Here is a 13,514-nt window from a genome sequence, read left to right on the forward strand (position 1 = left end):
TCAGCTACTTCCAACGTATATTCCTTCAATACCCAATCAACTGATACAAGGGCGCTTGCTGTGCGGCTCTAGAAGCTTGTTGAAGCACACCTGTTTTACTGTATCTCTTCAGTACCTTTCGAACGATAGGCTTTACTTCCGATTCTGTCATTCCAGCTTTCAATTCTGGTTCATACAGTAGTTGCAGTAGCACCACATCTAAAGGTGATAACAACTCTTCTGGCGTGTGGTCGTTGAAAATAGAAGGGTAGGCTTTATCTGAATCATTCGGCAGACCTAGAACCTGTGTGATCTCTTCTACGATACAGGCGACTAGCTTACCTCGCGATCTTGCCTGATCTACGGGAATCACAATCCCAGCGTAAACAATCTCACTTTTAGAATTGGTTCGATAACCCGCCGTGCAGATAGCGTTATTTAAATGCTGAGTCGATTTGAGTTTCAGTACCGATTTCGCCTCTGACACCCACTGGCTCTGCCTCGTGTATATCCATTTAACGTTCGCTTCAGATTCTTTGCTGACGATTGTTATAGGGTGTTGAGTGACTTCGGATAGATGTTGGATATGAAGCTCGGTGAGCTCTTGATGCAGTTCTTCATCGCCCACTCGATGATCAATCCAAATCTTGATCGGTTGTTTCCATTTGGCGAGTGGTTTATTGCCTTGGGAATATTCGTGTTGCAGCGCGACGTTATAAAACGCATTTTCAACGAAGCTTCTATCTAACCAAGTAAGCGGAGTGCTTACGGCGTTAAAGCAGAGAGTTGCAAGCAAGAGGGGAAGCATTGAAGCTTTTGTTAGCATGCGTTACCCCCTCTAGTGGCGAGTGAAAAAGCGAAACCAGTTTAGTGGTTGGGCGCTTTGGAGAAATGGCTCTCAACCAGTCTTTGCGTGATTTGGTGAGTTGGGTTGGTCAGCACTTGATCAGTTTCACCGCTCTCAACCACATTGCCTTCGTGCATCACGATGATCTTGTCGGTGATGTGCTTAACAATACCTAGGTGTTGAGATACGTAAACGAACGACACGCCCATCTCTTCTTGCAGCTCTAAGAACAAGTTAATAATTTGAGAGCGCATTGCCATGTCCAAACCATTTAACGCTTCATCAGCGACAATGATGGATGGCTGAAGTATCAAGGCACGAGCCAAACAAACCCTCTGTTTCTGGCCCGCAGCAAGCATCTGAGGGTAGAAGTAAGCATGTTCCGGAAGGAGACCAACGCGTAATAACGTGTCTTTCACGCGGCGCATACGGGCTTCTGGTGGCATGTTGGTATTTCGCTTCAATGGGCCTTCAAGAATTCGACCAATCTGAATGCGTGGATTAAGTGATGTATTCGGATCTTGGAAGATCATTCGAATCAGCTTGCAACGAGTTGAATAGTCTTTGTGTTCTAGCTTTTCGCCGTTCACGCGGATCTCGCCCGCAGTCGGTTCAACCATGCCTGCGAGCATTCTCGCTAATGTTGATTTCCCAGATCCATTCTGACCGATAAAACCAATCGTCTGGCCTGCTTCAAGGGAAAAGCTTACCGGCTTCACCGCCTGATGAATCTTCTTACGAAAAAGACCAGAGCGAGTCGTAAAGTCTTTAGATAGATCACTGACTTCTAATAATGCACTCATGATTTCTTTTTCTTCTCCATATTCAGAGGGAAGTGACAGTTAAATTTATGGTTCTTGATACGTTTAGTATGTGGGATCTCCACACATTGTCTTTGCGCGTATGGGCAACGTGGGCCTAACCGACAACCAATAGGTAGATGTTGCAACGGCGGAATTGATCCTGGTAAAGACTGTAGCTTCTCCTTGTGGGGAATCCAGTCGTTAAAGTCTGGCATCGCTTTTAGCAAAGCAACGGTGTACGGGTGCTTAGGTGTATCCAATAGTTTCTGCGTATCAGCAGATTCTACAGATTGGCCACAGTACATAACGGTAATACGAGTCGCCCATTGGGTAATGGTAGTTAAGTCATGGCCGATCAGCACGATGGTCGTGTTATTGATCTGATTCATACGACTCAACAGACGCAGTATTTGAGACTGCGTAATTGGGTCTAAATCGTTGGTTGGCTCATCCGCTATTAAGACTTTTGGTTTGGCAGCTATCGCCATTGCGATCATGACTTTCTGACACTCACCATCGGTCAGTTCATAAGAGTAACTGTCCATTAGACGAGAGTGGTCTTTGATACCTACTTTGTGCAGTAACGCTATGGCCTGCTTCTTACGCCACTTAAATCGCTGCCACCAACGACCTTCAAATGCGTGGGAAGGAATCGCTTCAATGAGTTGGTTGCCTACTTTTTCAGAAGGGTCAAGACAGGTCGATGGCTCTTGGAAGATCATCGCGATATCGCGTGCGATCACTCGTCGCCTTTCTTTCGGCGTCAGTTGCAGCAGGTCGATATTACCTAAGCGCATTCGGTCTGCAGAAACCTTCCAGTTTTCTTTACAAACCCCGACAATTGCCTTTGCAACCAAGCTCTTACCTGAGCCAGACTCACCTACTAAGCCACGAATTTCTCCTTCATTGAGGGTAATACTCATTCGATCTACTGCTTTAACCATCCCTTGAGGGGTCTCAATTTCGATGGTTAGATGTCGAATATCAAGTAACGGCATTATTCGATTCCTGCATTTAGCGCTTGGCGAACACCTTCACCGACGAGGTTAATCACGATAACTGTAAACATAATAGCTAAGCCGGGTAGGGTTACTGTCCATGGCGCAAGGTAAATCAACTCGACCGAATCACCTAATATAGAGCCCCATTCCGTACTTGGTGCTTGAGCGCCAAGCCCCAAGAAACCTAACGCCGTGATATCAAGAATTGCAACTGACAGTGCCAGAGTCACTTCAAGAGCGACCACGGTAAGAATGTTAGGAAGGATTGAGTTCCATAGTAGGTAGAAATCGTTCGCACCATCAAGGCGAGATGCCAGAATGTAGTCCTTCTCTACTTCAGCGTGCACGGCAATGTACACCGAGCGAATAAAGCGCGGAATCAGTGCCAAGCACAAGGCAAGCAAGATATTAAACTCACCAAAGCCAAGGAATGCTACGAAGATAATCGCCAGCAGAAGAGATGGGATTGACATCACGGTATCAAGCAGGTGATTGAGCGTGCTTGATAGCAACCCACGCGTCATCCCGGCAAGTACGCCAATCAGACAGCCAATGACTGCTGCGATAAAGGTAATCACCACCGCAGCGCCGAAAGTAAGTTGAGAGCCAATTATTAGGCGAGAAAGAATGTCTCGGCCTAAGTCATCAGTACCTAGAAAGTATTCAACCGTACCCGCAGGGTCCCACGAGGGAGGGGTTAGAAGGTGTCCCGTTTGCTCTTGTGCATCATGCGGTGCTAACCACGGTGAAGTGACGGTAACCAGAATGATAAGCACCAAACACCACAAGCCAAACATCGCCAGATTGTTGCTACGAAAGCTGCGCCAGAAACGTTCGAACTGGGTTGGAATCTGTTCTTCTTGGTAGACGTTATTTGTTAGCATACCATTCCTTCCTTACCAGTGGATTGATCATAGCGCCCAGTAGATCGGACAGAATGTTTGCAGTCAAAACCAAGGTTGCCACTACAATTACGCCTGCTTGAATTGAAACATAATCTTGATTCGATAATGCATCCAATAACCAGCGGCCAATACCCGGCCAGTTAAAGATAGACTCGGTAATAATAGCAAGCGTTAACATACTTGATAGTTGAACGCCGACCTTAGGGATAATCGGTGGTATTGCATTTCTCAACACGTGTTGGGTGATGATCTCTCTAGTTGATAGACCCTTAATTCGCGCGGCGCGGATGTAGTTTTGAGTCATCACTTCAGCTACTGATGCTCTCATCAATCGGATTACCTGAGTCGTTGGGGCGAGCGCTAAAACGAGGCAAGGCAACGCCATATGCTCGATAACACTTTGTAGTGCGTGTGCACGGTAACGGCCTTCGGCAAAAAAGGCATCTATCATCGCGAAGCCAGTCACGTGTTCAATTTCGTAAAGCAGGTCGTATCGACCGCCAACCGGGAACATTTCAAAGTGCAGAGAAAATACCATGATCATCAACAATGCGACCCAAAATATAGGTGCAGAGTAACCGGCCATAGAGGTAAACGATATTGTCGTATCGACAAACTTACCTTGTCTCATACCTGCAATCGTGCCGAAAGGGATGCCGATAAACAGCGCAAGCACAAAGGCAAAGAAGCACAGTTCTAACGTTGCAGGGAATACAACGGCCAACTCATCGATGATAGGTACACCGTGTTTGCTTAGACCAAAGTTTAGTGTCGATAATTCAGTGATATAGCTGATCCAACCGGGCCAGAAATCTTGAATCGCCCAAGGTGAGGTTTGGTCTAATCGAAGCAGGGCGAAACCCACTAACGTCAGAATCCCCAACGTAATAATGAATAAGTTTACACGTCTTAATGTATACCAAAACATCACTGCACCTCTCTTCTGACTTGGTCAAAAGGTTGAGCATTGAACGGGCTCTGTTTAAAACCGGTTAGCGAACGATCGTGCACGCGGAACTGCACGCCGTGAGCGAGAGGGATCACAGGAACTTCTTCATTGAGAATGTTTTGGGCTTGTCGATACAAGTTCACACGGTGCCTTTGTTGATTGATCTCTAATGCTAAGTCGAGAAGGAAATCAAAGTCTGAATTACACCACATAGAGACGTTTAATCCTGCGCGTTCTGAGCTGCATGATAGAAGTGGACGCAAGAAGTTATCTGGATCCCCCGTATTGCCTATCCAGCCAGTAAGCAACAAGTCTGTTGAGGAAATAGAGGATAACTGTGTGCGGTCAAATCGATCGTCGGTATAGAGTTTCAGCTCGATACCAATATCGGCCAAGTTTGCTTGGATCAATTCTGCGGTTTTTCTTGGGCTTGGGTTGTATGCGCGTGGCTCTAGTGGTACCCACATCGAAAGCTCTAATCCAGGTTCAACACCAGCTTCTTTGAGAAGCGCAATTGCATAGTTTCGATCATAACGAACTTGAACGCTGTCTTTTTGGTAAGCCCAAGACGTAGGAGGAAGCAATGTGTAGGCCTTAGTACCTGTGCCGTAATACACAGAATCAAGAATGTTCTGACGATTGATGGCTAGGTTGAGCGCTTTACGAACTCGAGAATCGCGTAGTGCAGGGTGCTCAGTATTCAGCGCGATGAAAGAGACATTAACCGCCGGTGTAGCAGAAATTTTCAGCTCTTCATGAGCTTGAATAATAGGGATCTGACTAGAAATCGGTGAGTTCAACACGTCACACTCACTGCGGAGAAGCTTGGCAAGTGTGCCTGTCCCACGTTGTGAAGTATCAAACACAACTTGGTCCATTTGTACTTCTCCCCTCCAGTAGTGCTTGTTTTTTTTCAAGCGAACTAGGTCATTGATCTGGTATTCGTCTAAGTAAAAAGGACCAGTGCCGACCGGGTTGGAATCGATTTGATTTTTCTCGTCCGCAGCAATGAGCTTATTGGCATATTCTTTAGAATGAATGACCGCATAGCTGGTGGCGATATTGTTGAGAAATGAATTGTCTGGGCGACTTAATTGGAATTTCACCGTTAGGTCGTCAACTGCAGTGATATCGACGATCAGGTTTTTGAAGTCGATTCCGGCAAACCATGGATATAGGCCACCGCCTACATAATGAAATGGGTTTGAACTATCAATGACACGTTCGAAGCTAAACACTACGTCTTGCGCATTCATGCTACGAGTTGGGGTGAACCAGTCTGTAGTTTGGAACGCAACATTTGGGCGCAGTTTGAACGTGTACTCTGTACCAGATTTATCAACAGACCAACTTGTCGCCAAGTTCTGCTTTGGTCGGTAAGTCATCGGATCAAGAGTGAGCAGTGTATCGAAGATTTGAGGGCTCAGTGATTCTGCGGTAATACCACTATCAACCAGCTGTGGGTTGAAGGTACTAGGATTACCTTGGCCGCAATAAATGAAGCCTTTTTCACGGATTTGCTCGTGATCCACACTCTCACCACATCCAGCTAGAAAGCTCAGCGTGCAGATGCTCAGTGATAGTTTTATTAGTGCTTTCATAAAAAGAAATACTTTTCGAAACGAGGCGTTAGAGGAGCCTCAAGATCCGGACAATTTAACATTTTATTTATTCGGCTCCAAATAATAATCTAGTGTGGGCAGCTATTTATCGTTAGCTTGTCCGACAATCGCGTACTTCCTCACCATTCCTCGTAATTGGTTGTAGGTTAACCCAAGTAATTCAGCGGCTTGCTTCTGGTTGTACTTGCTTTGTTTTAAGGCTTGATTGAGTAGCTTGATGTCTTGCTGTTCCTGCCATGCTTTGTAATCCAACGGCAAAGAAAAAGCGCTATCAGATGAAGTATGGCTGTTGGACTGAGCATTGCCAGTTTCTGGCGTCGAATCTTGTTCTGTTTTCCATGCTGGTTTGAATGGGTTAAACACCAAAGATTCAATAGGATATGGATTCTTACCATGCTGATAGATTGCCCGCTCAATGACGTTTTTTAGCTCTCGTACATTCCCTGGCCAAGAGTACTCCAATAGCGATTCAACGGTAAGGCTAGCGCATTTTAACCGCAGACTCTAAAAGCACTGAGCGGTATTCATCATTCAGTGCTGCATTCTTTTTCTTTCGAGCCATACTCATCTTTTGGGTTGTATCAAACTTAAACAAGTTGAGGGCTATTTTCCTTAACGCATTAAAAGCCAACGCACCATTTCCTTTTCTAATTCGGCATTCATCTTCTCTGAAGGTCATGTCTAACATCCAGTGCATACTCTCTACTTGCCAATGACCACGGACAGCTTTAAGTGCTTGTTCTGCATCTAATTCCAGTGAACTGATATACCAACGAGTCTCTTTGCTAACCTTGCATGTTATGGAGTGCTCGACCTCAGAAGTGATTTTAATAATGCTTCTAAGTCCCTCCCACTGATATTGTTTAGTCAGCCATTCTTTATCAACCACAAGGTGCTCACAGTGTCGCGTCTCGATTCGACCATGTCCTGCGTCTACATCCGTGTGTTGAGCATAGTTCTTCTCGGTGAATTGCTCTCGACACGCCTTATGCCACCAAGCTTCTAGCTCTGCCTGCATCGTTGAGTGATTCCCTTTTAGGGCCAAGACATAGTCCGCTTTGCTTTGAACTATTTGTTTGGCAATCTTGCGCTGACAACCCATCGCATCGAGTGTGATGATGCAGTTCTCTATATCAAGTAAGGTTAACAATTTAGGAATAGCGGTTATTTCATTGCTTTTATCGTCAACGGCGGCCTGACCTAAAACAAGTTGGTTGGAGCAACTCCACGCACTCACCGAATGAAGCGGATTTTTCTTCCGCGAGTATCGAAAGAGTGGCGTGCTGTTTTGCCATCTACGGCAATGATATCAGTGCCTGTCGTTTGAACTAGCGTCTTCATCCACGACTGAAACGCTTGCTCAATCTCATCTGCTCTGAGTTTGGTGATAACTCTTGTAATTGTATCGTGACGAGGGATGCCATTGAGGAATGGACGGTATTTACGAAGCCAATCTAAACGATTATGGCCGAAATCTTCGATGTCCTCCCAGCCCTCCGCGCCAGAAATCACCGCACTAATAGCAAGTAAAAGAATATCTAAGAGTTGGTGTTTTTTACATCGTTCAATGCGAGGGTCAGCGATGTTTTCGAAATGCTCTAGAAACGAATCAGACATGGAAAAGGCTCTAAATGGATAATAGTTACCAGATCTGATCCCTTAAATTAGGAAAAGTTCAAATTTATAATGATCTTGCCTTAGTATCAGGAGGTTGAAACCCTCTACCATGTTTGCCATGGTGGCTTGGAAGTACTACGCTTCAACACCTAGGTCGTTAATCCAAAAGTTCAAGGAGCCTCGTTCGCACAAGGCTTCAATATACTTATTCCAGCTCGTTGTCTTCTTTTCCAATTTACCTACAACACCACAATGCTTCGATCACATGGGATCAGATCGCAGGATTGAGAAAATATTCAACTAATTTAGCCAACAACTCCGCTAGATACCTAAGGCAAGATCATTATAAATTTGAACTTTTCCTAATTTAAGGGATCAGATCTGGTAACTATTATCCATTTAGAGTCTTTTCCATGTCTGATTCGTTTCTAGAGCATTTCGAAAACATCGTTGACCCTCGCATTGAACGATGTAAAAAACACCAACTCTTAGATATTCTTTTACTTGCTATTAGTGCGGTGATTTCTGGCGCGGAGGGCTGGGAGGACATCGAAGATTTCGGCCATAATCGTTTAGATTGGCTTCGTAAATACCGTCCATTCCTCAATGGCATCCCTCGTCACGATACAATTGCAAGAGTTATCACCAAACTCAGAGCAGATGAGATTGAGCAAGCGTTTCAGTCGTGGATGAAGACGCTAGTTCAAACGACAGGCACTGATATCATTGCCGTAGATGGCAAAACAGCACGCCACTCTTTCGATACTCGCGGAAGAAAAAAATCCGCTTCATTCGGTGAGTGCGTGGAGTTGCTCCAACCAACTTGTTTTAGGTCAGGCCGCCGTTGACGATAAAAGCAATGAAATAACCGCTATTCCTAAATTGTTAACCTTACTTGATATAGAGAACTGCATCATCACACTCGATGCGATGGGTTGTCAGCGCAAGATTGCCAAACAAATAGTTCAAAGCAAAGCGGACTATGTCTTGGCCCTAAAAGGGAATCACTCAACGATGCAGGCAGAGCTAGAAGCTTGGTGGCATAAGGCGTGTCGAGAGCAATTCACCGAGAAGAACTATGCTCAACACACGGATGTAGACGCAGGACATGGTCGAATCGAGACGCGACACTGTGAGCACCTTGTGGTTGATAAAGAATGGCTGACTAAACAATATCAGTGGGAGGGACTTAGAAGCATTATTAAAATCACTTCTGAGGTCGAGCACTCCATAACATGCAAGGTTAGCAAAGAGACTCGTTGGTATATCAGTTCACTGGAATTAGATGCAGAACAAGCACTTAAAGCTGTCCGTGGTCATTGGCAAGTAGAGAGTATGCACTGGATGTTAGACATGACCTTCAGAGAAGATGAATGCCGAATTAGAAAAGGAAATGGTGCGTTGGCTTTTAATGCGTTAAGGAAAATAGCCCTCAACTTGTTTAAGTTTGATACAACCCAAAAGATGAGTATGGCTCGAAAGAAAAGAATGCAGCACTGAATGATGAATACCGCTCAGTGCTTTTAGAGTCTGCGGTTAAAATGCGCTAGCCTTAGCTAGATACCCATGTGGTTGGCCTAATTAGGAAAGTTGTATGTTATTTTCCATAAAAATAACGTTGCATGGTTACTGTTATCGCTTGTTGTGTTTAAACCTATCGACAAGCCTACATTTTCTGACGCACGATAACCAACTTCAACTTCATAAACTACTGATGTACCATGTTCTTTGAAAAGAATACCATTTACTTCGATGCTATTAGACCAATCCATTAGCCCTATATTTAACTTACTAAACCAGGCTTCTGTTTGATAGTTTGAAGAAAGAAAAAGAAATGGTCCCTTCCCTGGTACACTAAACCTTTTCGCAATATCGGCCTCAGGTCCCTGGGTTGATACTTTTCCATCATAAGTACCGTAATTGATGTACCCCACTCCTCCTCCCATAAATAACTCTCCATTAAAGGCATCCCGAGAATAAGGATAATGAGTTAAATGGAGTACTCCCCCAAATGCGTTATCGTCAAATTGATTAACACCATTATGATTACTAAATCTATAGTCTGAAACCCCTAAGCCAAGCGAGGCCTGTGTTTCACCTGCGCTGATAGTAAATGGGGTTAGAAAGGTAGATAAGAGAATAAGTACATTGTATATCTTTTTCATATGCAATCCCAAATTTAGTATTATTTTTTAATATATAGCTATACATTCAACATATAGATTAGCTCAAAAAGGGCTTTGATGCTTAAATCGATGGAACTAAATCGTAAGTGTTCACCAAGCCCCTAAGGCAAGATCATTATAAATTTGAACTTTTCCTAATTTAAGGGATCAGATCTGGTAACTATTATCCATTTAGAGCCTTTTCCATGTCTGATTCGTTTCTAGAGCATTTCGAAAACATCGCTGACCCTCGCATTGAACGATGTAAAAAACACCAACTCTTAGATATTCTTTTACTTGCTATTAGTGCGGTGATTTCTGGCGCGGAGGGCTGGGAGGACATCGAAGATTTCGGCCATAATCGTTTAGATTGGCTTCGTAAATACCGTCCATTCCTCAATGGCATCCCTCGTCACGATACAATTACAAAAGTTATCACCAAACTCAGAGCAGATGAGATTGAGCAAGCGTTTCAGTCGTGGATGAAGACGCTAGTTCAAACGACAGGCACTGATATCATTGCCGTAGATGGCAAAACAGCACGCCACTCTTTCGATACTCGCGGAAGAAAAAATCCGCTTCATTCGGTGAGTGCGTGGAGTTGCTCCAACCAACTTGTTTTAGGTCAGGCCGCCGTTGACGATAAAAGCAATGAAATAACCGCTATTCCTAAATTGTTAACCTTACTTGATATAGAGAACTGCATCATCACACTCGATGCGATGGGTTGTCAGCGCAAGATTGCCAAACAAATAGTTCAAAGCAAAGCGGACTATGTCTTGGCCCTAAAAGGGAATCACTCAACGATGCAGGCAGAGCTAGAAGCTTGGTGGCATAAGGCGTGTCGAGAGCAATTCACCGAGAAGAACGATGCTCAACACACGGATGTAGACGCAGGACATGGTCGAATCGAGACGCGACACTGTGAGCACCTTGTGGTTGATAAAGAATGGCTGACTAAACAATATCAGTGGGAGGGACTTAGAAGCATTATTAAAATCACTTCTGAGGTCGAGCACTCCATAACAGGCAAGGTTAGCAAAGAGACTCGTTGGTATATCAGTTCACTGGAATTAGATGCAGAACAAGCACTTAAAGCTGTCCGTGGTCATTGGCAAGTAGAGAGTATGCACTGGATGTTAGACATGACCTTCAGAGAAGATGAATGCCGAGTTAGAAAAGGAAATGGCGCGTTGGCTTTTAATGCGTTAAGGAAAATAGCCCTCAACTTGTTTAAGTTTGATACAACCCAAAAGATGAGTATGGCTCGAAAGAAAAAGAATGCAGCACTGAATGATGAATACCGCTCAGTGCTTTTAGAGTCTGCGGTTAAAATGCGCTAGCCTTAGATTCAACGGCTGATGGAGCAAAGCCGACAAACAACTCCAATTCCAATTCACGACACATCTTAATTGCGTAGTATTCTGCCAATAACGTGATGTCTTCTTTACGTTCACGAAGCGGCGGGATAGTAATCACATCAAACGCCAATCTATCGAGTAAATCGGCCCTGAATTCGCCTTTCAAAGCCATCTCAGGCAAGTCGGCATTGGTTGCACACACCAGTCTTACATTGGCACTCAAAGCCTTTTGGCCGCCAACACGTTCATATTGTCCGTATTCGATAACACGTAACAACTTTTCTTGAACTGCAAGCGGGGTTGTTGCCAGCTCATCAAGAAACAGAGTGCCGCCCTCCGCCCTTTCAAAGCGGCCTTGATGACGGCCTTTTGAGCCCGTGAAAGAACCGGATTCATGACCAAACAACTCAGAATCAATCAAACCTTCGCTGAGGGTTGAACAGTTCAGCGAGATCAAAGGTTGATCCCAACGTCTTGAAAGGTAATGCAGCCTTTGTGCGATCAATTCTTTACCCGTACCACGCTCGCCAATGATCAGAATGGGTCTTTCGATTGGAGCCAGTTGAGAAACTTTATCCAAAACAGAGAGAAAACTAGGGGATTCACCAATGAGGTTCTGCTGCATAGCGGGTCCTTGTATTAGCTGAGCGCTGATGGAAGTCATTTAGGCTGTAGTGGTGAAAAATACCAATACTTGGTTAAATTCATCATAGCATGGTTCGGATTAATCGCCATTACATTGTAAGCTACTGATAATTAATGCCTTAAAAGTTGGCATGCTACTTGGATTACTTATGGTAGGTTTAATAACAAACGTAAATTTGCGAGCAAGTGAGTAAAGGGTCGAACAACGATTTAGAACGCATTTGCCATCATTGTAATTAAGGAGTTCCTCATGGGTATTTTTTCTCGCTTTGCAGACATTGTAAATTCAAACATCAGTGCACTATTAGATAAGGCTGAAGATCCTGAAAAGATGATTCGCCTGATTATCCAAGAAATGGAAGACACGCTGGTAGAAGTTCGCACTAACTCGGCAAAAGCTATCGCAGACAAGAAAGAGCTAGCGCGTAAAGTTGAAGCTATCGAAACTCAGATTCTAGATTGGCAAAATAAAGCGACACTAGCACTGACTAAACAACGCGAAGATCTGGCGAGAGCAGCGCTGATTGAAAAGCAAAAACTTGAAGACATCATCAAGAGCCTTCATACAGAACAAACATTGGTTCATGAAACCATCGAGAAGCTAACCAGTGAGATTGGCAAGCTAGAAACTAAAATTGCAGAAACTCGTGCAAAGCAACAAGCATTGATGATTCGCAATAATACTGCGAGCAATCGTCGTGATGTTCAAAAACATCTGCATTCAAGCAAAACCAACGAAGCAATGGCGAAGTTTGAGCAATTCTCGCGTAAAGTGGATGAATTAGAAGCTGAGGCAGACGTTTACGCAAAAACAGGCAACGCAAAATCTTTAGATCAAGAGTTTGCAGAGCTACAAGCTCAAGACGAAATTGAAAAAGAGCTAGCGAAACTGAAGCAACAAGTTGAAAACCGCGATAAATAATTTAGGAGTTTTCTATGTCAACATTTCTAATTGCAGGCCCACTGATTGTCTTCTTGATCTTCGTGGCTCCGCTATGGTTATTCTTACATTACCGCAGCAAGAAGAAATCCAGTAACGGTCTTTCAGAAACGGATCTTCAGCGTCTGCACAAGCTTTCAGCGCAAGCGGAATCTATGCAAGATCGTGTGAAGACACTAGAAAAAATACTGGATGCGGAGTCGCCTAACTGGAGACGCAACTATGAATAGAGAACTGTATCGAGACACGATTAACGGCAAATTGTCTGGTGTGTGTGCGGGCTTAGCGAACTACTTTGGCCTTGAAGTTTGGCTGGTTCGCATCTTAGTTATCTCTGCAGCACTGCTTGGGGGGAGTTTTCTGGTCTTGTTAGCGTATTTAGCTTTGACATTTATGCTTGAAAAACAACCACCTCAGTATGTCGATCAGATGAAAGCTAAGCAAGAGCACACGCTGAAGCAGAAGCCTTGGGAAAAAGGGCAGACTGCAGAGTCTTTGCTGGGCACTTTAGAGGGGGATTTCCAGAAGTTAGAGACCAGTGTCCGCAACATGGAAGCTTATGTCACCTCCGACACTTTCAAAGTTGATCGCGCATTTAAGAACATCTAGTGTTAAAACCTCAAAAAATTAGATAACGGTTTAGGAAAATTTATCCCAAGCCGTTATTTTTTTTAATAATT

The 13,514-nt window shown here is 44.2% G+C and carries 11 protein-coding genes and 4 pseudogenes; 5 read left to right on the top strand and 10 right to left on the bottom strand.

What is annotated here, in order from left to right; genetic code table 11:
* Positions 1 to 25 precede the first annotated feature (25 nt).
* The 8 genes and pseudogenes from BCU34_RS03935 to BCU34_RS03970 form a co-directional block, all read right to left on the bottom strand.
* Positions 26 to 805: a DUF2927 domain-containing protein gene (locus BCU34_RS03935; protein ID WP_102478597.1), complete on the bottom strand. Its 780-nt coding sequence runs from the start codon at positions 803 to 805 to the stop codon at positions 26 to 28.
* Positions 806 to 846: 41 nt separating this feature from the next.
* Complete coding sequence (locus BCU34_RS03940) at positions 847 to 1,629, bottom strand: ATP-binding cassette domain-containing protein (RefSeq protein WP_017060304.1); 783 nt, start codon at positions 1,627 to 1,629, stop codon at positions 847 to 849.
* Positions 1,626 to 2,627 carry an oligopeptide/dipeptide ABC transporter ATP-binding protein gene (locus BCU34_RS03945; RefSeq protein ID WP_102433194.1) on the bottom strand — a complete coding sequence of 334 codons (1,002 nt, stop codon included), beginning with the start codon at positions 2,625 to 2,627 and terminating at the stop codon, positions 1,626 to 1,628. Before BCU34_RS03945 ends, BCU34_RS03940 begins: the two co-directional genes overlap by 4 nt.
* Entirely contained in the window at positions 2,627 to 3,514 is an 888-nt protein-coding gene (sapC, locus tag BCU34_RS03950; RefSeq protein ID WP_048658330.1) for a putrescine export ABC transporter permease SapC, read from the bottom strand. Before sapC ends, BCU34_RS03945 begins: the two co-directional genes overlap by 1 nt.
* Positions 3,501 to 4,463: an ABC transporter permease gene (locus BCU34_RS03955; protein ID WP_048658331.1), complete on the bottom strand. Its 963-nt coding sequence runs from the start codon at positions 4,461 to 4,463 to the stop codon at positions 3,501 to 3,503. The genes sapC and BCU34_RS03955 overlap by 14 nt, the downstream gene beginning before the upstream one ends.
* The gene (gene sapA / locus BCU34_RS03960) at positions 4,463 to 6,085 is read right to left on the bottom strand and encodes an ABC transporter substrate-binding protein SapA (protein WP_102478598.1); all 1,623 of its coding nucleotides are present in this window, start codon (positions 6,083 to 6,085) and stop codon (positions 4,463 to 4,465) included. The genes BCU34_RS03955 and sapA overlap by 1 nt, the downstream gene beginning before the upstream one ends.
* A gap of 102 nt (positions 6,086 to 6,187) precedes the next feature.
* Positions 6,188 to 6,592, bottom strand: a pseudogene (locus BCU34_RS03965) (helix-turn-helix domain-containing protein); the annotation flags it as partial.
* Positions 6,588 to 7,723 (bottom strand): annotated as a pseudogene (locus BCU34_RS03970) (ISAs1 family transposase). The pseudogenes BCU34_RS03970 and BCU34_RS03965, both read right to left, overlap by 5 nt.
* Before the next feature lie 413 nt (positions 7,724 to 8,136).
* On the opposite strand from BCU34_RS03970, the pseudogene BCU34_RS03975 reads away from it, so the two are divergent.
* Positions 8,137 to 9,273: pseudogene (locus BCU34_RS03975) on the top strand (ISAs1 family transposase).
* A gap of 27 nt (positions 9,274 to 9,300) precedes the next feature.
* Here BCU34_RS03975 and BCU34_RS03980 read toward each other — a convergent pair.
* Complete coding sequence (locus tag BCU34_RS03980; protein WP_102479704.1) at positions 9,301 to 9,888, bottom strand: hypothetical protein; 588 nt, start codon at positions 9,886 to 9,888, stop codon at positions 9,301 to 9,303.
* Positions 9,889 to 10,094: 206 nt separating this feature from the next.
* Here BCU34_RS03980 and BCU34_RS03985 point away from each other — a divergent pair, with 206 nt between their 5' ends.
* Positions 10,095 to 11,231, top strand: a complete 1,137-nt coding sequence (locus tag BCU34_RS03985; protein WP_108145208.1) for an ISAs1 family transposase — start codon at positions 10,095 to 10,097, stop codon at positions 11,229 to 11,231.
* A 4-nt stretch (positions 11,232 to 11,235) separates the two neighbouring features.
* Here BCU34_RS03985 and BCU34_RS03990 read toward each other — a convergent pair.
* Positions 11,236 to 11,874 (bottom strand): annotated as a pseudogene (locus BCU34_RS03990) (sigma 54-interacting transcriptional regulator); the annotation flags it as partial.
* A 270-nt stretch (positions 11,875 to 12,144) separates the two neighbouring features.
* On the opposite strand from BCU34_RS03990, the gene pspA reads away from it, so the two are divergent.
* Genes pspA through pspC form a run of 3 tightly spaced genes read left to right on the top strand, consistent with a single transcriptional unit; the run spans position 12,145 to position 13,443 of the window.
* Positions 12,145 to 12,816, top strand: coding sequence for a phage shock protein PspA (pspA, locus tag BCU34_RS03995; protein ID WP_102433191.1), 672 nt, complete (start codon positions 12,145 to 12,147; stop codon positions 12,814 to 12,816).
* A gap of 14 nt (positions 12,817 to 12,830) precedes the next feature.
* Entirely contained in the window at positions 12,831 to 13,064 is a 234-nt protein-coding gene (gene pspB, locus BCU34_RS04000; protein WP_004734605.1) for an envelope stress response membrane protein PspB, read from the top strand.
* On the top strand, positions 13,057 to 13,443 hold the full coding sequence (gene pspC, locus BCU34_RS04005; RefSeq protein ID WP_102433190.1) for an envelope stress response membrane protein PspC: 387 nt from the start codon (positions 13,057 to 13,059) through the stop codon (positions 13,441 to 13,443). The genes pspB and pspC overlap by 8 nt, the downstream gene beginning before the upstream one ends.
* Positions 13,444 to 13,514: the final 71 nt, after the last annotated feature.

Origin of the sequence: Vibrio sp. 10N.286.45.E10 (genome assembly GCF_002874195.2) — a bacterium.
Classification (GTDB): domain Bacteria; phylum Pseudomonadota; class Gammaproteobacteria; order Enterobacterales; family Vibrionaceae; genus Vibrio; species Vibrio crassostreae.

Excerpts from the sequence above, each read along its gene's own strand:
- sapA (WP_102478598.1), bottom strand. The coding sequence starts at position 6,085 with ATGAAAGCACTAATAAAACTATCACTGAGCATCTGCACGCTGAGCTTT.
- pspB (WP_004734605.1), top strand. The coding sequence starts at position 12,831 with ATGTCAACATTTCTAATTGCAGGCCCACTGATTGTCTTCTTGATCTTC.
- BCU34_RS03980 (WP_102479704.1), bottom strand. The coding sequence starts at position 9,888 with ATGAAAAAGATATACAATGTACTTATTCTCTTATCTACCTTTCTAACC.
- BCU34_RS03955 (WP_048658331.1), bottom strand. The coding sequence starts at position 4,463 with ATGTTTTGGTATACATTAAGACGTGTAAACTTATTCATTATTACGTTG.
- BCU34_RS03935 (WP_102478597.1), bottom strand. The coding sequence starts at position 805 with ATGCTAACAAAAGCTTCAATGCTTCCCCTCTTGCTTGCAACTCTCTGC.
- BCU34_RS03985 (WP_108145208.1), top strand. The coding sequence starts at position 10,095 with ATGTCTGATTCGTTTCTAGAGCATTTCGAAAACATCGCTGACCCTCGC.
- pspC (WP_102433190.1), top strand. The coding sequence starts at position 13,057 with ATGAATAGAGAACTGTATCGAGACACGATTAACGGCAAATTGTCTGGT.
- BCU34_RS03940 (WP_017060304.1), bottom strand. The coding sequence starts at position 1,629 with ATGAGTGCATTATTAGAAGTCAGTGATCTATCTAAAGACTTTACGACT.
- sapC (WP_048658330.1), bottom strand. The coding sequence starts at position 3,514 with ATGCTAACAAATAACGTCTACCAAGAAGAACAGATTCCAACCCAGTTC.
- BCU34_RS03945 (WP_102433194.1), bottom strand. The coding sequence starts at position 2,627 with ATGCCGTTACTTGATATTCGACATCTAACCATCGAAATTGAGACCCCT.
- pspA (WP_102433191.1), top strand. The coding sequence starts at position 12,145 with ATGGGTATTTTTTCTCGCTTTGCAGACATTGTAAATTCAAACATCAGT.